A 22161-nucleotide genomic window follows, 5' to 3' on the forward strand; every position below is an offset into this window, starting at 1 on the left:
CATGGATAATGTAGCAATTAAAACTTTACTGGCCGAATTGGACGCACAAGGTATCTTCGTTTATTTGCAAGATGGGCGGTTAAAGTTACGAAGTAAGTTAACGACAGTCCCAGCACCAGAACTGGCAAAGATCAAAGCATGTAAGGATGAGCTGATTGCCTATATGCAACGTCATCATCTGCAACAAGGGGATTTATCAAGTGCGCAACAACGTATTTGGTTTATTGATCAATATGAACAGCAGTCAACTGCATACAATATGTGTGGTCTGTTGCAGCTGTCAGATTCATTGACAATAAATGAACTACAGCGGGCATTTGACACATTGTTGGCTCGCCATCAAATATTAACAACGCAATTTTTTAACACTGATCAAGGTGTTGTGCAGCGAGTTAATAGCCAGTTGCGCTTAGCATTGAATGCACTTGAGATAGCACGGCATGAAACACCCACACAAATAGTTGAAAAATTACACGATGAATTAAGTTACCGCTTTGATCTGGAAAATGATTTACTGATACGTGCAACGTTAATTGGCCACTCAGGTGAGGGTAAATGGTTATACATTGCGATGCATCATATTATTGCCGATGGTTGGTCTGTACGGCTTTTGGTGCAAGAATTATTGGCGATACTGACAAATAATAATAATACCGTTAATAATGCGGCTGCATATAAACCTTTACAGTATTTAGATTATGTACATTGGCAAGGTCAGTTTAAACAATCACCTATATATCAACAGCAGCTAAGTTATTGGCAACAAGCGCTAACAGGGATGGAGTTATTTGAGCTGCCAACGAGTTATCCTCGTGATAAACAAAAAACCTATCAAGGCAAGAGCCAGCACAGTGTTATCGAGACACGGCTGGTTACCGAATTTGACAGTTGCTGTCAGCAATTAAGTGCTACTCGGTTTGTCGGGTTGTTAAGTGTGTTTTATGTACTATTACAGCGCTATAGCCAAAAACAGGATATTACGGTGGCGGTGCCTGTATTGAATCGTGAACAGCCCGAATTTGAGAATGTTATAGGGTGTTTTATCAATACCTTACCTATGCGACAAATGGTGTCACCGCAGAGCTCTTTTGCACAATTAATAGCGCAAACTAAAGTGTTAGTGGCGCAAGGGCTAGCAAATCAAAGTGTGGCAGTTGAAGATATTATCGAAACACTTGGCTTAGCTAAATCGTCAGCACATTCAGCATTGTTTCAAATACTGTTTAATTATAACGGTGTAGATACCGGTACTGTGGAAACCGCAACATTGTCGGCTAAATTATTGCCATTAGATAACGGTACTGCAAAATTTGATTTAACCTTGAATGTAAGTGAATCAGAGCAGGGCTTAGATATTAGTTTTGATTATTGCAGTGCGCTATTTGATGACCATGTTATTCAGCAAATGAGCAATGATTTTAATGAATTAGTTATATCTCTTGGCAATAACGCAGCACAAACTATTGCAACCGTTGAGTTACCCTCTGCGTGTTATGCCAGCCAGTTGTTAGGGCGTAAAAAAGATCATGAAAAAGTCAGCAGTGATGTGATTGCATTACCTGTACAGGTGATAAAGCAGGCTGAGCTTAGTGCTGAAAAAACAGCTTGTATTGAAGCTGACCAACATGGAAAAACCGCACGAAGTTTGAGTTATCAACAATTAGTGCAACAAAGCGCAGCACTCGCCAGCCATATTTTAGCTTTGCAAACTCATCATCAACAAACAACTGCAGCACCCATTGCATTATTGGTATCTCGCTCAATCGATGCCTTATTAACGATGTTTGCACTATTGCAAACAGGCCGTGCTTACTTACCGATTGAGCAAGGCACTCCAGTGGCGCGTATTGCGGAAATTTTACAGCAGGCAGGCTGTGAATATTTAGTAACATTTGATGATACAGCGCTCGAAAAGCAAGCAGTTACGGTATTAAATGAGCAACACATTACATTATGGCCTTTTGCGCAGCTGTCAAAAGCGGCGGTTAATTTAACTGGCTTACCCAATTTAAACCTTAATGACAGCGCGTACGTGATATTTACCTCCGGTTCAACAGGCGCGCCAAAAGGGGTTGAAATTAATCATGCTGCATTAGCGCACTATGTTCAAAGTATTACTAAGCGACTTGAATTGAATAATGATACCAAGTCAGCTGTGGTTACAGGGCTTGCGACCGATCTTTGTTTAACTGGGATATATCCGGTATGGGCGAGTGGCGGCACTGTGGTATTAATTTCACCACATGTAAAAAGTGATCCTGTTGCGATTGTCGATACGTTCAGTGAGCAAGCAATTAACTTTTTAAAGATCACTCCCAGCTTTGCTGCTGAACTATTAGCCACTATTGCTGCGAGTCAAGTACCTCGCGCACCTCTTCAACAGTGGGTGTTAGGGGGGGAATCATTAACAGCGCAATTAGTAGCGCAAATTCGGGCGCTCTATCCAAGCGCTAAATTAATCAATCATTATGGGCCGACAGAAACCTGCATTGGGGTGGCTACCTATGAAATTGAGGATCATCAAACTGCTGAGCAGATGAGTTATCCTATTGGTAGTGCGCTTGCGCATGTTGAACTTGCCATACTAGATGCACACCACGAACCCGTTGCCATGGGCATGCCTGGACAGCTTTATATTGGTGGTGAGAGTTTAGCAACAGGCTATATTCGTGCAACGGATCAGACTGCGAAAAGTTTTGTTGTGATTAACACGACCAAGGGACAACAACGCTATTATTGCTCTGGTGATAATGTTCGTTTGCGCAAAGACGGTGCGCTGGAATATTTAGGGCGTTTAGATAAGCAACCTAAGATCAGAGGCTTTAGAGTTGACTTACTTGATATCGAGGCAAAGTTAACGGCTTTATCAGTGGTTAAAAATAGTGCTGTGATTTGTCGCGAAATTGCTTCTGCAGATACTTTAGTTGCGTACTATGTGGCATCTAATGAAGGCCAGCAATTAACTGCTGAGGCCTTACAACAACGGATCAAAACGGACTTAAAGTGTGTATTACCAGAGCCTATGATCCCCAGTTTCTTTGTGCTGAAAGAGCAATTACCTTATCTTGAAAATGGCAAAGTTGATCGTAAATTCTTACAACAACAAATGGTACGCAGCAGCGATACTTTTGTAGCGCCAAAAACGCTAATGCAGCAGCAAGTAGCGGCGTTATTTGCACAGTTAACAGGCTTTGCTAGGGTTGGTCTAGAAGATGACTTTTTTGCAATCGGTGGGCATTCCTTACTAGCAATTAGATTACTTAACCAAATTCGTCAGCAGTTTGGCGTTTCATTGTCACTTAAAGACATCTTCAATCATGCAACCGTTGAGGAGTTAGCCCAGTATTTAACCTGTAGTGAACAAGCTAGCTCAAAGGTGCAATTAACACATATTGATTTAGCTGGGGAACACCCGTTGTCATTTTCTCAGCGGCGTATTTGGTTTGTTGATCAGCTGCAAGGACACAGCCGTCAATATAATTTACAGGGCGTGTTTACGCTGCGCGGTGATGTTGATGTGGCGGCATTGCAGCAGGCATTTAAAGATATCATTAAGCGCCATACGATCCTAAGTTATAACTATAAAAGTACAGCTGATGCGCAGCCATGCCAATATTTTAACGGCCATTTAGCTTTTTCATTGCAACAGATAGACCTTTGCACACAAGCAGATCAACAGCAGCTGTTACAGAAGATGATAGTGGAAGATTATAATCAGTCATTTGATTTAACCTCACAGCTGATGTTACGGGCAAGCTTGATTAAAATAGCCGATCACCATTATCAGTTACTTGTTACTGTTCATCATATTGTTGCCGATGGCTGGTCTATTGGCTTGATATGCCGTGAACTCGCTAGCAATTATAATCAGCATATTGGTATGACAAACGCCACTGATTTGCAAACTCTAGAGCATAATTATATTGATTTTGTACATTGGCAGCATCGTATGCAAGCTGATCCTCAGTGGCAAATAAGTATTGACTACTGGCGTCAACAGTTAGCGCAATTACCTACAGTGCATGAGTTACCTACACAGTACGAGCGAGGTAACGATGTGCTCAGCGGCGGCGGTTTATATAAAACCGTGTTGTCGCCTGCATTAACTGAACAATTAAGATTGTTTATTGCAAACCAAGGTGACACTTTGTTTGTAACCTTACAAACTGTATTTACTTTGTGGTTTAGTCGAGTTTCTGGGCAATCAGATTGTGTGCTAGGTACGCCAGTTGCAGGGCGAGTTGCCGCAGAGCTTGAACCTATTATTGGCAACTTTGTTAACACGCTGGTGTTACGTAATACGGTGTCAGCGGATACATGCTTTAACCAAGCATTAGCTGATGTAAAAGCAACGTTGAGTGAAGCACTGCTTCATCAACAGGTCCCATTTGATCTCTTAGTGGATGAATTAGCCACCGAACGCAGTTTAGCAATTCCGCCATTAGTACAAGTCATCTTTAGAGTAAACAATACGATAAATGAAAATTTACAGCTAGCAGGGCTATCAATTAAAGCCTCACAGAGCAAGGTGCGTAGCGCTAAACTTGACTTAGAAGTCTCAGTTATAGATACCGGTGACGTGCTAGAAATTGAGTGGTTATACGATACCGCACTATGGCATCAAGCGAATATAGAGACATTCTTTGCTCAATTTAGTTATGTGTTGCAGCAATGCTTGGCTGATCAAAGCGTCAAGCTCGCAGAGTTAATGCTGTGGAGCCCGAGCCAGCACGTAGCGGCATTATCTCATAGTGACTCAATTGATATACAAAATACCCAACCATCGCCTTTACATGTGTGTTTTTCGCATTTTGCAAAGCAGCACCCGCAACACCCCGCAGTAAGATGTAATGGCCAAACCTATAGTTACCTCGCGCTTGAACAACGTGCTAATCAGCTTGCGCATTGTTTACTCGAAATGGATTTTGCTGCGCAAAGTCGAATTGCCATTTTGCTGCCATCAGGTGCCGCTATGGTGGTGGCGATACTCGCTATTTTAAAGGCACGTCATGTATACGTGCCGATACACCAAGATACACCAATAAAAACGTTAAGTTATATTGTTGAAGATGCTGAGTTGATGATGATTTTAGCATTGAGTGAGAATGCCGACACGCTGATCAACAGTGGCGCAGATTTTTTGCTCGTTGATGATCTTCTTGATGACGATTCTAACTTCGACGGCTACCCGGTGGAGCAGCCAGATGAACAACTCAGCCTCAATGTCAAAGATGATGATTTGAGTTACATTATTTATACTTCTGGTTCGACCGGACGGCCGAAAGGGGTGATGATAAATCATGCTAATTTAGCGGCTTATTTACAGCATGCGGTTGCGCATTATATGCCCGATAATTCAGCCCTTTGTAGCAGCGTATTGAGTACGCCTTTGGCGTTTGATGCAACGGTCACGGCTTTATATCCAGCCTTGATGCAAGGTGGCGTGGTGGAAATTATTGCGCAAGGGGGTGAACAGTTAACCCAGCTGACGGAACTACTCTTTACAGCAAGAGACGCTAAACTGTTTAAGCTCACGCCAGCTCATTTACGTGCCATTTTGGCATTATCGCAGCACTATTGTGTAAGCAATGTTACCCATACATTGGTGATCGGTGGTGAAGCACTCACAACTGAATTGTTGTTGGCGATCCGTGCAAAGTTACCACTGTGTCGTTGGATTAACGAATATGGACCAACAGAAACTACAGTCGGTTCAAGTACTTTTGTAATTGATCACAGTACCAGTGATGAGGTTTTACTGCGTCATAATGATGTCCCAATTGGTTTAGCTAACGATAATGTAACGCTGTTAGTGGTTGACCAATTTGATCAGCCAGCAGCAGTGAATATGCGTGGTGAATTACTTATTGCAGGACCTGTTGTCAGCCCAGGTTACATTAATCAGACTGAGCTTAATAATACCAGCTTTATTACTTTGCAGCTGCCTAGCCAACAGGGTGGAAAAGTGACCAAGCGTTTTTATAGAACAGGCGACATAGCGTTATGGCAAGCTGATGAAACAGGTGCTGCTTGTTATTTAAGATACTGTGGACGTAAGGATCAACAGATCAAGCTGCGCGGTTTTCGAGTTGATTTAGCCGCGATTGAGCAGCTGATCCTGGAACTCCCTGAAGTGGCTGATTGTGCGGTGACGGTTGATAGCAAGCAGCAAACGTTAGCGGCACATATTGTTTACCATCAACATGAAAAGCCATTAGCCGTTAACACCATTAAATCGCATTTATCGCATTACTTAGCGCCGTATATGATCCCCGCACACTGTTATGCTATTACTGTGATGCCACTGACGAAAAACGGCAAGATTGATAAAGCCACATTGATAGCTGACGCACTTAATTGTTTACAGCCAACTAGCACAACACACAGCAAGCACGCGCAAACACCATTACAGCAATATTTGTTACAGCTGTTTAGTGAGATTTTACTCACTACACATATTGGTTTAGACGATAACTTTTTTGATTTAGGGGGGCACTCGTTATTAGCAATCCGCTTGATTGGTAAGATTCGTGAAGGTAAGCAGCTCGACATAACATTACCGCAATTATTTAAAACTCCAACGATTGCAGCGTTAGCGCAAGCATTACAAAACTGTGAAAAAATTCAGCCACACCAAGAGATTGTGAAAATATCTCGCCAGCAAGCGCTACCTCTTTCCTATGCACAGCAACGATTATGGCTTATTGATCAAGTACATAATGAAAGTGTGCAATATCATATGCCAGCTAGCTTTGTGTTTTCGGGGAAGTTGGAGCTGACTGCATTGTCGGGCGCGTTATATGCACTTATTGAACGCCATGAAGTGCTGCGTACCGTTATTATTACACGCGACCAAGGCTCAGCGCCTGAGCAATGTATTAATGAACACTTTGAGATCCCACTTGAGCTGCACGATTTAAGTATGCTTAATCGTGAACAGCAAGATCACCAATGGCAATCACTGTCGTCTCATGCAAGTAGTAAAGCGTTTGATTTGGCAAGCGACGTTTTACTGCGTGTGGTGGTTGCTAAAATTAGCAATGAGCAAAGTTTTGTACATTTTAATATGCATCATATTGCAAGCGATGGCTGGTCAATGGCAATTTTAGTTCGCGAGTTTATTGCTTTTTACCGAGCTGCAAGTGCTGAACCGCGATTTGTTTTACCTGCATTATTACAGCAACCATTAGCTATCCAATATGCCGATTTCGCTTATTGGCAGCGTTTAGTATGCAGTGAAAGTGCCTTGCATGAATCACTTTCTTATTGGCGTACTCAGTTAACAGGTGCCCCTTTTGTTCATCAATTACCAATAGAGCAGCCTCGAGCAATCCAACAGCAGTTGCAAGGGCAATGTTTTAACCAGCATTTGTCCGCTGCAACGACTAAAGCTATCCACCAACAATGTGCCACACACGGTGTTACTTTATATATGTGGTTACACACAACCTTTTCCTTGTTAATGATGCGATTGAGTGAAGCGACGGATATTTTAGTTGGCTCTCCAGTTGCTGGTCGTGAACAGCCACAAATAGCTAATCTAATTGGTTTTTTTGTTAATACCTTAGTGATCCGCACCCGCAGTGAAGGACAGCAAAACTTCACGCAGTTATTAATGCAGCAAAAACAGGTGATTTTAGATGCTTTTAAACATCAACAAGTGCCATTTGAACAATTAGTTGAAGTACTGCAGCCTGAGCGAAACTTAGCACATCATCCTTTATTTCAAATTTTATTTGCACTGCAAAACAATGAAACGAGTGATTTTTCACTGCCAGGTTTACATATTGAAATGCAGCCACACGCAGCACCAAAAATGAAATTTGATTTAGAGGTCAATGCAATTGAGCAAGGCGATGGCATTGAGCTGCAGTGGAATTTTAGTGAGATATTATTTAATGCCAGTAGTATTACTGAATATGCAGCAGCATTCGAGGTATTGATTGATGCGATACTAAGTGACCCTCTTATGAAGTTGCAGCTATTACCTGTAGTGTCAGCAACCAAAGAAAATGTGCTGCTTAATTTATCTTCGCCACCCTATGCAAGGCAAACTCAGCCACTTAACCTTGTCACGCAAATCGCACGTCAAGCTGAACAATATCCAACACGTAATGCGGTCGTTGGCCCTGATGGTGAAGTGTTGAGTTATGTTGAATTACAGACTCAGTCACAGCTGTTAGCCAATTATTTACAAGAACAAGGGATAACCGCCGGAAGTAAAGTTGCTTTATGTGTTAGCGCAACGGCACAAATGCTGGTCGCCATGTTAGCGATTTTAAAAACCGGCAGTGCCTATGTGCCGATTGATCCAAAATTACCAGTATCCAGAGTGCAATTTATTATCGATGACAGTAAAGCACAGTGTTTGATCACACAGTCAGCGTTTGCTAAACAGCATCTAACGGATGAGCTCGGGAGTCTTATTGCGCCATTATGTGTATTGCTTGATGAGCCAAACAGTTGGCAGTATGGCTCACTCAATGGTTCGAAAAGTGCACTGCCTGCGTCATATTCGGCGGATGATCTTGCATATATTATTTATACATCAGGAACCACAGGCACCCCAAAAGGGGTGATGATCAGCCATGGTAATTTAGCTTGTTACTTAGCACATGCGCAGTGTGAGTATCTATCAGCTGCGTTAACAACCAGTGTGGTGAGTACGCCATTGGCATTTGATGCTACGGTCACTTCGTTGTGGGCACCATTACTAATGGGTATCAATATTACACTACTTGCTGATGATGAGCAGATGCTTGAGCAGCTTGCAAAGCAGATATTCAGCTCTCAAGCCTGCTTATTTAAAGTTACTCCTGCCCATTTACAAGGCTTACTTGCGTTTGCTCCAGCTGCTGCAGTAGCAACTGCACATGTGGTTGTCATTGGTGGTGAAGCATTACCCACTCAGTTGCTCAAATCGTTAACTCAGTATTTGCCTAATTGCCAGTGGGTGAATGAGTACGGCCCAACTGAAGCGACGGTAGGTTGCAGTGTTTATCATTGCGAGCTTAAGCAAATTAGCGAGCTTGAACGGCGTAAAATGGCCCAAGTGCCAATTGGTCGGGCGATTGCAGATAGTCAGTTGGTGATATTAGATGAACATCAGCAATTAACCGCAATGGGTGCCATTGGCGAGCTTTATATTGCTGGTGACAATGTTGCTCAAGGGTATTTAAATCAAGCGAGTTTAACGGCGCAAAGTTTTGTGTGGTTACCTTTTGGGCATCAGCAAACTGTGCAGCGATTTTATCGTACTGGGGATAAAGTGCGTTGGTTGCTTGATAAACATGGCCAACCAGAACATCTGCTATTTTGTGCACGAGTCGATGAACAAATTAAGTTGCGCGGTTATCGCATTGAGCCGGGCGAAATTACAGCACAGTTAGTCCAGCATAAAGAGATTAGTGAGGCATGTGTAATATTAAATAAAGACACTGAAAACCTTGAGGCTTACTTAGTGCTTACGCCAAATAACTCATTGATTAAAGCGTTTGGGCAAGAGCAGCAAATAACACTCTTAGGCGCACAGCAACAGGCTATGCTTAGCAACTACCTTACGAACTATTTACCTGCTTATATGATGCCAACAAAATGGCATGCGATAAGTGCTATTCCCCTGACATCTAACGCAAAAGTTGACAGTAAACAACTGCTTCAATGGGGACAATCAGTCGCAGTAGCAACTGAAAATGTGCCGCCGCGTAATGACTTTGAGGCAGCCTTGGTCGATATCTTTGCAGAGCAGTTACAAGTTGACTCTGTTGGCATCACCGATAACTTTTTTGCGCTCGGGGGGCATTCATTATTGGCAACACAATGTATGGCGTTGCTCAAGGCGCGGTTACAGGCTGATATTCCAGTGAGAGTTCTGTTTGAAAGGCCGACAATTGCGGCTATTGCTAGCTGGTACGCCATTCATCAAGCCGCTAATAACGCCATGAGTGAAAATGATAACTCAGAAGAGATGTTTTTGTGATGGAAAATCAACTGCTAGAAATTGAAGAGTTAATCGCAGATGCTTTACGAGCAGGTGTTACTTTGTATGAAAAACAAGGTGCTTTAGCATTTAAACAAAGTAACGGTTTTCCAAGTGAACTTAAAGCTCGGATCATTGAGCATAAAGCGGCGATTATCCGCTATTTTCAGCAACAACAGTCAGTGGTTACGTTGCAAAGTAATATGGACGTAATTGCCATCGCTGAGCGAGATAGGTGTTTGCCTTTGAGCTTTGCTCAACAAGGCTTATGGTTTATTGAGCAGTTACAAGGCAGCCAACAATATTATATGCCTGCTGAGTTTACTCTAAAAGGCCATATAGATGTGCCGTTGTTACGCGCGGCAATCAAACACATTGTTGGTCGCCATGAAATATTACGCAGTCAGTTTATAACTGATCCGCAAGGTATACCGTATGTGCAAGTAACAGACACCTTTATAACGCCTTTTCAGTGGCTGGATGCATCAACATTCCCAGTTACACAGCGACAAAGCCAAATAAAAGCGGCGCTGATACAACATCAAGCTCAGCCATTTGATTTGAGTCGAGATGTATTAATACGAGTGCTATTGGTATCCGATAATGAGCAACATTATTTAGCATTTAATATGCATCATATTGTTAGTGATGGCGCGTCAATGCAAATATTTGCTCAAGAATTACAAACCATTTATACGCAACTACTGCAAGGTAATGTCGAATTAGACTCGTTACCAATTCAATATGCTGATTACGCTGCGTGGCAACGAAATACCTTAACAGCAGAGTACTTTACAGCAGCAATTAATTATTGGCGTACAACACTTGGCGATCTTGAACCGTTGCAATCACTACCAACGGATAAAGTTAGATCGAGCGTTCAAAAGCAGTCTGGTTTAGTTTATCGGCAACAGTTAAGTCGCTCGTTAGTTGAAAAAATACAACAACATGCGGCGAGTCAATCAGTCACACCATTTATGTGGTTGTTAAGTAGTTTTATGTTATTTATTGGCCGTATTAAACAAACGGAACAGGTACTGATCGGCACGCCAACTCAGGGCCGTGAGCATCCACAGCTAAACGATTTAATCGGTTTGTTTGTTAATACCTTAGTTATGCATGCCGTATTGCCGGATGAATTAACTTTTAATGCATGGTTGCAGCAACAAAAAGAACGTATTTTACAGTCGTTTGAATATCGCAATATGCCATTTGATAAACTGGTTGAAGGGCTCAATTGTCAACGCGATTTAAGTCATCATCCTTTAGTACAAATTTTCTTCACTTTAACTGTTGATGAGCAACCAATCTTTCAGTTACCGGGTGTTGAAATAGCTGAGGCTCGCAGTGAAGCGCGAGAGCACCACAGCGCAGTAAAATGTGATTTGGAGCTTAATGCAGTTATCGACAACCAAGGTTTAACAGTTACTTGGAAGTTTGATGAAGCACTTTATGAGCTTGCGACAATTACTCACTGGGCAGATAGTTTTGCCGTATTATTAGCAAACATTGTTGCTGCACCGGATACCCAAATATCAAAATTGGCATTGCTTGATGAACAGCAGCTACAGGCATTAACTGACGCTGCCACATCGCAGCAAGCGGATAGTACAAGTTGGGATCAAAGCGCCAGTATAGTGAGTGTATTTGAACAACAAGCAATCAGGCTTGCTGACCAGTTGGCGCTAGTCGATGAGCACGAAGCACTCACTTATAAACAGCTTAATGAACGGGCAAATCTACTCGCCAGAGTATTATTAAGTCAGGGTGTTGAAGCGCAAGATATGCTGCCAGTGAGCGTAACCCGCAATGTTAATTTAGTGGTGACGTTATTAGCGGTGCTAAAAGCTGGCGCTGCTTATGTGCCTATTGATCCCAATTATCCTCGCGATCGGATCAGTTATATTGTAGACGATGTCCAGAGTAACTTAGTGTTGTGTGATAACAGTAGTCTCGGGTTGTTTTCGCAGCATAACTTAACGTGCATAAATATTGATGATTGCGCGATCTACACAGCTATTAATCAGATTAGTGATACACAAAACCTCGAGTTAGCTATTTGTCCATCCCACTTAGCGTATATGATTTACACCTCTGGCACTACTGGACGGCCTAAAGGCGTGCAAATTGAACACCGCCAAGTGATCCGATTATTGTGTGTACAGCCGAGTTTATTTGATTTTAATGAGCATGATGTATGGACTCTGTTTCATTCATTTTGTTTTGATTTTTCGGTGTGGGAAATGTACGGCGCGTTACTTTTTGGTGGACGCTTAGTTATTGTGGATGCAGATACCGCAAAAGACAGTGATGCATTTGCAAATTTATTACTCGATCAACACGTCAGCGTGCTAAATCAAACCCCCAGTGCTTTTTATGCGCTACAAACAGCAATGTTAACCAAGCCTTCGCAGCGTATACAGCAGAGCAAAATTAGATACGTCATTTTTGGTGGCGAAGCATTACAGCCCGTTAAGTTGACCCCTTGGGCAAAACGCTTTAGCGACTGCCAACTGATCAATATGTATGGCATTACTGAAACAACGGTTCATGTGACTTTCAAGCGTTTACATGACGCAGATCTGGTATCTGGTGCAAACAATATTGGTCGGCCAATACCAACGACCAGTTGCTACGTTTTGGATAAGTTTCGTCAGTTACTACCTGTTGGCGCAGTTGGTGAGTTATATGTAGGTGGGGATGGGGTTTGCAGGGGGTATTGGCGCCGTGATGAGCTCAACGTTGAGCGCTTTGTGGCAGATACATTTTCTTCAGCTAACGCAGCTAAAAAACTATATAAAACGGGTGATTTAGTACGTCAGTTAGCAACTGGCGAATTGAGTTATATGGGCCGTATTGACGACCAAGTTAAAGTACGCGGTTACCGTATTGAACTGGGTGAAATAGAAAACCAGTTACGTGGCCACCCTAAGCTGAGTAGCGCAACAGTGTTACTGAATACTCAACAGCCGACTAATCCACGGATCACAGCATTTGTTATCGTCAAAAGTGATGCCGTATTTGCTGCACTCACAAGCGAAGTACAACAGTTTTTACGCACCACATTACCCGAATTTATGCTGCCAACGAATGTTATTGCTGTGCTGCAGATGCCATTAACGGTGAACGGTAAAATTGATAAAAAAGCACTCTTAGCGCTGGATCAATTACAGCTTAAAGCAACTGCAGATGAGCCTCCAGGATCGGATGACGAACAAGCAATCGCTGCGGCATTTGAGGCGATATTAAAGGTTTCAAACGTGGGTAGGCAAGGGCACTTTTTTGAATTGGGTGGGCATTCATTATTAGCTAGCCAATTAGTCAGTCACTTAGCGCAACACGCTCAGTTGTCGATTACTTTAGCTGATCTGTTTTACGCGCCGCAGGTCCACACACTCGCGTTAGCGGCTGCGCGCAATAAAGCTGCCAATTACACTGTAGCATCAGCAGTTATCCCGAAAGTGCAATCAGTAACGCAATTACCGGTATCTTTTGCTCAACAACGATTATGGACCATAGATCAATTGCAGCCGGGAAACGTGCAATATCATATGCCAGCTAATTTTGAACTGCATGGTTTGCTTGATGTTGATACATTTCAACGCGTGTGTGACGCTATCGTGCAGCGTCATGAAGTGTTGCGTACGTTTATCACAGTCGGTAAAGCAAACTTACCTCAGCAAGTGGTCCAAGACACATTTCCATCGGTGTTAAAGATCATAGATGCCAGTGAACTTAACGATGAGCAACAGCAACGACTGTGGTTAAAAACGCTGCGCGATGACAGCCAAACAGCCTTTGATTTAAGGTGCCAGTTACCGCTGCGTATTATTTTAGTTAAGCTGCATGCAAAGCATTGGAAGTTACGGGTAAATATGCATCATATTGCCTCTGATGCACATTCTTTAGCAATATTAGCGAGTGAATTTGAAGCGTTTTATCAAAGCTTTACGAGTCAAACTCGGTTGCCTGAACAGCTTGCGCAACCTTTATCAATTCAATACGGGGATTATGCTCATTGGCAGCGTAGTCAGTTACACCAGCAGCAGTTAGATAAACACCAAGCATTTTGGTTACAACAGTTACAAGATGCCCCACCGATACATCAAATACCGCTGGATAAAATACGTCCTAAGCAGCTTACGTCCGCTGGTGCGAGCTATCAAATACAGCTAGATAAAACCACGGTTTCGGCGATCCACAGGCAATGCCAGCAGTTTGATGTGAGCTTATTTATGTGGCTGCATAGTGCTTATGCCGCATTTGTAGCTAGGTATAGTCAGTGTGATGATGTTGTGATTGGTGCGCCATTTTCAGGGCGTTCACAAACGCAACTAACTCCCTTAATTGGATTCTTTATTAATACACTGCCGATCCGTTGTCAATTGCGCGAAGATATGTGTTTTGAAGGGCTACTCGCACAGCAAAAACAATTAATTGTTGCCGTTGGTCAGCATCAAGCCATGCCATTTGAAAAAATTGTTGATGCTTTGCAGTTACCGCGTGGCATGAGTCAACAGAGTGTTTTTCAGCTTACATTTTCGTTAAACCCAAGGTTAAATACACAGTTTAAATTACCTAATATACAGGTTACAGCGATTGATGAGCAGCCACCGCAAGTAAAATTTGATATTGAGCTGGCATGCAGTGAAGATGACGATGAGTTACGCTTTAGCTGGGCTTATAACACGGCGTTATTTACCCCACAAACAATTCAAACCATGGCTACGGCATTATGCACTTTAATTAGGTCATTCACAGCCGATCCGCAGGTTGCTATACAGTCAGCTACAATGTTGACAGATAAACAGCTGCATAACTGCGTGCTCAAAGGTGAGCAACGGCTAAATAAGGCAGTTGCAACCGTCATAGATGCATTTACTGCTGTAGCCGAACAGCATGCTAAAACTGACACTGGCATTATTGAGGCAGCCTCAGGGCAATTTGCGAGTTATCAGCAAATTCATCAGCGTAGTGAATTATTGGCAAAATACTTGATACAGCAAGGCTTACAAGCTGAACAGCCTGTTGTTGTAAGCATGCAAAGCGGCATTGACTTAATAGTTTCATTGCTAGCGATTATGAGAGCGGGTGGCTGTTATGTTCCTGTTGATCCGAATTATCCAGCATCTAGAATTGCTTATATTATTAATGATTGTGGTGCGCAGTGGCTTATCACTCACACTGCATTTGCAGCGCTGTTAGAAGATAATTGTGGTGCGAACAGCCAGCTTATTTACCTTGATAATGAGCAATTTAAGCACACTTTAAACCTTGCATGTAATACACTAAGTCAAGTGCAATTACCCAAAATAGAGGCGGCGCAATTAGCGTATGTCATTTATACCTCAGGCACAACGGGTAACCCTAAAGGGGTAATGATCCCCCACCAAGGGCTGAGCAATTTATGCCGTTGGCATCAACGCGCATTTGCTGTTGATAAATCAAGTATTGCCAGTCAAACAGCAAATATCGCGTTTGACGCTGCAAGCTGGGAGATCTGGCCTTATTTAAGCGCCGGAGCAAAGCTGGTAATTGTGCCGCGAGAAAGTTTAGATAACCCGCAAAAATTAGCGCAACTACTTGATGAACATCATGTGAGTCATTGCTTTTTAGCCACCCCAATCGCTGAAATAATGTTGGCAGATCACGCTTTTACGCCTGTTACTTTGCGTTATTTACTGGTTGGCGGCGACAAGTTAAAAACATGCCCCTCAGCTGCAAAACCGTATTGTATTATTAATAATTATGGCCCTACAGAGACCTCAGTTGTTGCCACCTCGGCTGAGGTTGGTAAAACAACGGAAGAGCTGGGCATGGCTCCAGATATAGGCTATGCGATTGATAATGTAGAGTTATTAATTGTTGATCAGCAGGGGCAGCCGGTTGTGTCTGGCATGATTGGTGAATTATATATAGCTGGTGCAGGATTAGCGCGAGGCTATTTGAACCGTCCAGAGCTTACAGCACAGCGTTTTATTTACTTAACGACAGTTGCAGAGCAACAACTGCGAGCCTATAAAACTGGTGATTTAGTTAGGCAATTAAATAACGGTCGTATTGCCTACATTGGCCGCAATGATGCACAAGTTAAATTACGCGGTTACCGTATTGAACTGTCTGAAATTGAGTATCACTTACGTGCTATTGCTGGCGTAACGGATTGTGTTGTTAGCGTGAGTGAATTGGCTGAAGGCCATAAGCAGCTGTTGGCTTTTATTGTCACGCCACAGATAAGTGATTCGCTCCAAGCGCAATTTAAGCGCCAAAGTATAGCAAGTCTTAAAGTTAAGTTACCGGATCACATGATACCGAGTGAGCTTATTCACGTAGATGAAATTCCCCTGACGGCACATGGCAAAATAGATCATCTGCAATTACATAAACACCTACGCACACCAAGCGAACAAATTGTTACACAGCAATTAAATCAAGGACCTGCAGCACAACAAGCAAGCGGATTAAGCAGCTTACTACTCACTTTGTATCGACAAGTATTAAATCAGCCGATGCTGCAAGTTGATGATGATTTTTTTGCGGCGGGAGGGGACTCAATTCTCAGTATTCAAATTGCCAGTCGGGCAAGAGCGCAAAATATTAGTTTGTCAGTAGCTGATATTTTTAACTTTAGTACCGTTGCAGTGCTAGCTGAGCAATTGGTACACAAACAGCCACAACGGAAACAGGTTGAGCCACAGCAAAGCTTTTCAGGCGCATTGCCATTACTTCCCATTCAACATTGGTTTTTTGAACAACAATTTGTAGCAGCTGATCATTGGAACCAGTCACTCTTACTCAGTGTTGATAAAACAGTGACTGTGCAACATATTAAAGAGTTAACATGCGCTTTATTAGCGCACCATGATAGTTTGCGGTTAGTCGTTGATGATAAAGGCCTGCAAAAGCAATTTTTTATAAAACAGCATCTTAGTGTAGATCACGTTTGCCATTTTATTGATCTAGCTGAGCACAATGATGATTGGTCTCAAGCATTAGAGAAAGTGTGTGAAGTGCAACAAGGAGCTTTTCGCTTTGATGGCACTGCATTGTTGCAAATCTGCCATATAAAAACCTCAGCTCAGCAAAGTGATAACCGCTTGCTGATCATCGCCCATCACTTATTAATTGATGGTGTATCTTGGCGCATTTTGCTTGAAGATATTAACCAAGCGTTGTCAGCTGCAAAATTACAGCAGAATATTTGTTTTGCTTCTCGTACTGCTAATTTATATGACATTAGTCAATTTTTAATTGCGCAAGGTAAAGATGAATATGATTTAAAACACTGGCAAGCATTGGTTGCTGTGGCGACTAAGCCCAGCTTTTTTCGTTTTGTAAGGCAGCAAGAGCCAATCAAAAAACAACTGCAACAACATACATTAACGCTCCCATGTGCAGCTACGCAGCAGCTCTTGACGACAGCAAATAGACCTTATAATACCAGTATCCAAACGCTACTGTTGGCCGCGTTACAATGGTCTGCAGTTAGGCATTATGACTTGGACGATCATCTTATTATCCTTGAAGGACATGGCCGAGAGTTACTTAATAATCAACTTGATAGTACTCGAACGCTTGGCTGGCTTACTGCTATGTATCCATTTCGATTATTTAGCAATACGCAAAATATTGCCGATTTGATCTGTGATATGAAAGAGCAATTAGCCAATTTATCGACTAAAGCTAGTCGATATGGAGCCTTACGTTATTATCATCCAGATGAGAAGACCCGCCAATCGTTGATTATTACGACGGAGAATCATCTATTTTTTAATTATTTAGGCCAGCTAGATAGTGCGCTGCAACATAATGGTTTATTAGATGATGCGCCAGAATCCGCGGGCAGTTTGCATAGCCAACATAATCACGCCTACTATGGTCTGCAATTAACAGCAGCAATAGTCAATGAGCAATTGTCGATGCATGTGGAGTATGATGGTGCCCGTATAGCTGAAGCCGATGTCGCTTCATTTATGACGCATTATCAAGCAAGTATTATGACGGTGCTTGAACATTGCATACAAGACGACATTAAGCGCCATACGGTAAGTGATTTTCCACTCTTGCCAACGATGGCAAATCATCAGTTACAGCATTTATTAGCCCCTTTTAAGCAATCAGCCATTGTTGATATTTACCCGCTAAGTGCACTGCAAGAAGGTATGTGGTTTCACAGTCAACGAACTGGTGAAGTATCACAACATAGTGCTTATTATGAACAAACGACACTGTTACTTGAGGGGGCATTTGACATCGAAGCTTTCGAGTATGCATGGCACCAGCTACTTGATACACATAGCATATTACGTACTGCGTTCGTAGCAAGCCCAGTGGGACCGGTGCAAATCGTGGTTGATAAATACCATGTACCATTGCAGGTTGACTTGGTAACTGAAGCAATTATGCAGCAGCAACAACAATCACTACTAGATGAGCAAGCCTATATTACTGCTATTGCAGATCAGGAATATCAACAAGGTATTGATCTAGCTGCGGCGCCTTGTATGCGATTACGTTTGCTTGCTCTGAGTGATACAAAAATGGCATTTATTTGGACATACCATCATTTGATCATGGATGGCTGGTCATTACCTGTTTTGTTTTCAGAGTTATTACAGCATTATCAGGCTCGCCTTGCAGGGCATGGTTTATCTCTAAAAAAAGATAACTATAGCGACTATATTAAGTATCTACAGCAACAAGATAAAACAACCGAGCAACAATTTTGGCAAGGTTATCTAGCCAATATAGATCAGGCAACATTATTGGTTGAGCATATTGCGCAGCGCAAGCAAAGCGATGATATCAACACGGTGTCTGAGCAAACCTTAGTGCTTGAGCCTGAATTGTGTTCACAATTGGTTGAGTTTGCTCGTCAACAGGGTTTAACAGTTAATCATTTACTGCAAGGTGCCTGGGGTTATTGGCTGAGTGTTTGTTGCAATTCAGATTACGCCTTATTTGGGCAAACAGTATCTGGGCGACCTAGCCAACTTACTAACGTTGAGCAACGGGTTGGTTTATACATTAATACCCAAGCTGTGTTGTTAACCACATCGGGTGAGCAGTCGGTGTTAGCGTATTTAAAGTCAGTTAAGCAAAGCTTATTAGCTGTATCTGATTATGCACATACTCCATTAACCCAAGTACATAACTACAGTAATATTGCTAATGGCAGTCCATTGTTTGATGCTTTGTATGTATTTGAAAATTTCCCGACAGATCCATTGGCTGAAATTGCAAATATGCCATTTAAGGTGTTAGCGAATGACAGTAAAGATCTCACTCATTATCCAATGACTTTAGTTGTTGGCCAAGCTGAGCAACTCTCATTGACCTTGAGTTATCAAAGCGCACTATTTAATGATCCGCTTGCCAGTCATTGCTTGGCTATGTTGCAGCAGTTATTACAAGCGTTTGTAATGGCACCTGAGCAACCATTGTCTAGCTTAGCAATTGATTTAGTCGATCATCGATTTACAACAGGTATAGATAAGGTAGCTGAGTTTAGTTTATCAGCTAATCAAGTGGCAGATGTAAGCTGGGATATAGCAACAACATTACAACAACGATTTACACAAATTGTAGCAAGTTATGGTGAGTCAACAGCGTTGAAATATTATAATGATGACAATAACCTACCAGTTAAAACAATGAGTTATAATGAGTTGGATGCAGCCGCTAACAGACTGGCTAATTACTTACTCACACATACGCTAGGCTCTGACAGAGCTTTGACCATAGGGATCTGTTTGAGCCCAGGTTGTGATTTGATTGTCGCTATTTTAGCGAGTTTAAAGATCGGTGCGGCTTATGTACCGATTGCACCTAGTTTACCATTAAAAAGGCGGCAGTTTATGGCCGCTGATGCAGAGCTTGCAGTATTGCTAACGTGCGAACAAGACTGGCAGGGCGCATTACCGCCAACACTTAACATCGATCTTCATACTTGTGCTGCGGCACTTGCTTTACAACCTAATTACAGCCCAACAGTAACTTACACACCGCATGATTTATGCTATGTGATCTATACCTCAGGTACAACAGGGGTGCCAAAAGGCGTTATGGTTGAGCAACACAGTGTTATTAACTATGTGCAGTGCTTACAAAAAAATTATGCGATCACTTCGCAAGATAATTACTTACAGTTTGCAAGTTGCAGCTTTGATGTATTTGCAGAGGAGGTTTTTTGTACTTTGCTAAGCGGTGCAACTTTAGTGATGGCCGATCAACAAAAATTACTCGATACCCAGTATTTAGCTAAACTATCGCAATATAGTCAATTGACCTTAATGAGTTTACCTACAGCCTATTGGCATCAATTAGCTGCAGCACCAGTAACACTTGCCGATCAGTTACGCATTATCACAATTGGTGGAGAGCAAATGCAAGCCGCAATGTTGCAGCAATGGCAAGCTTATTACAGTGATAATATTATTTTGATTAATGCTTATGGACCAACAGAAGCAACTATTTCTGCAACATTAATTGAGGTAACTGATTATACAGGTTCTGAAGTACCGATTGGCCAACCAGTGGCAGGGCTACAATTACACATTCTAGATAAATACTTAAGAGCGGTTCCCTATTATGTTAGTGGGCAGCTGTACCTCAGTGGAAAAGGGTTAGCAAGGGGTTACCTTAACGATGTAAAGAAAACGGCTGCTGCATTTATTATTGAACCAAAAAGCGGCGTTAGGTTATATAAAACGGGTGATAAAGTGCGTTGTACAAATACCCAAGAAGTAATGTTCTTAGGGCGTTTAGATGAACAAGTTAAAATTCGCGGCTATCGTGTTGAGTTACCCGAAATAGAACGTCATTTACTTGCGTTGCCACAAATAAACGCCTGTGCTGTAGTGGTTCGTAAAGATAAAAGTGGCAATGAGCAGCTAGTTGCATTTGTTGATGTGGGTGAGCTAGAGCGAGCCAGTGAGCAACTAATTCGTGCTTTAGTTGGTGTGTTGCCCGAGTATATGGTGCCACAAAATGTTCAATTTGTTGACAGCTTACCCTGTACAAATAATGGCAAAATTGATCGAAAACAGCTTAGTAAAACAGCGCAACAATTGAGTAGTCGTAATGACTTTTCATATAGTGCGCCGATCACGCTATTGCATAAATTATTGGTTGAACAATTTAGTCAGTTGTTAAACATAGAGCAAGTGGGGATCAACGATGATTTCTTTATGCTGGGTGGTCATTCATTACTGGCAATGCGCTTGGTATCACAATTGAGCTATCAGATGCAGTTAACGGTATCTATTGATATGTTATTTCGCCACCGTACTGTAAACGCTTTAGCTGAGGCAATTGAGCAATTACAAAAAAGCCACGCTGCTGATTTTCAGCCTACAACTTTAGTCTGTTTACAGGCCGGTGAACAAGGGTTTCAGCCGGTGATTTTAGTCGCCGGTGCGGGAGGGTTACTGATGATCTATCAGGCATTGGTTAATCAACTAGATCAACGTATTCCTGTTTATGGTTTGCAGCCAGATCTGATCGCTTTAGAGCCAGATATTATTAATTCATTGTCACTGACCGCACACCATTACTGCAACGCATTAATTGAGCAGGGGATAGACGCTAATATTCACTTGGTTGGTCATTCATTTGGAAGCTTTGTTATTCATCAAATGGCGCAGCAATTAGTACTGCGCAATAAAGCTCCAGCCTCACTGCTAGTAATTGATACGCCTATGCCTAATTCAGCTGTGCTAGAACTGCAAGACAGGCAAATAGCAGCGTTACTAATAGCGAACCTGAGTGAATTTTTTCAATTGAACTTAACTGACGATGAGCAGCAGTTATATTGCACGCTTGCTGATGAACAACAAACAAAGTGGTTAAGTAAGCATTTAGCCGCTGCGGGCTACCAGTTCAGTGCTCGTCAATTGCTAACACTGCAATGCGTATATAAAGCGCAGTTACAAGCAAAGGTAGAAATAAATAGAGAGTTACTTGAGGTGCCGCTTATGGTTATAAAAGCACACGATACCAAAGAGTTTGCAGGCCAATTGCTTGCTGATGATATGGGCTGGCGAGTAGTTAACCCTGAACTTTCGGCAATAGAGATCACAGGTAATCATCTGTCAATCTTACAGCATCAGTTTGTTGCTGCAATCGTTGAACAAATTGCAAGTAAATATACACTTTATTAACAAGTGGGTGAAAAATGTTCT

General features: G+C 42.3%; 2 protein-coding genes. Both read left to right on the forward strand.

Annotated features, from left to right (window positions below):
- Window position 1: 1 nt before the first annotated feature.
- A complete protein-coding gene (locus H5183_RS06680) occupies window positions 2-9979 on the forward strand; it encodes a non-ribosomal peptide synthetase (protein WP_182731267.1) in 9978 nt (3325 codons plus the stop codon).
- Window positions 9979-22140 carry a non-ribosomal peptide synthetase gene (locus H5183_RS06685; protein ID WP_182731268.1) on the forward strand — a complete coding sequence of 4054 codons (12162 nt, stop codon included), beginning with the start codon at window positions 9979-9981 and terminating at the stop codon, window positions 22138-22140. Before H5183_RS06680 ends, H5183_RS06685 begins: the two co-directional genes overlap by 1 nt.
- Window positions 22141-22161: the final 21 nt, after the last annotated feature.

This window comes from Pseudoalteromonas sp. SR44-8 (genome assembly GCF_014163635.1).
GTDB lineage: Bacteria > Pseudomonadota > Gammaproteobacteria > Enterobacterales > Alteromonadaceae > Pseudoalteromonas > Pseudoalteromonas rhizosphaerae.

What these genes read in the sequence shown, in the direction of transcription:
- H5183_RS06680 (WP_182731267.1), top strand. Translation starts at nt 2, where the DNA reads ATGGATAATGTAGCAATTAAAACTTTACTGGCCGAATTGGACGCACAA.
- H5183_RS06685 (WP_182731268.1), top strand. Translation starts at nt 9,979, where the DNA reads ATGGAAAATCAACTGCTAGAAATTGAAGAGTTAATCGCAGATGCTTTA.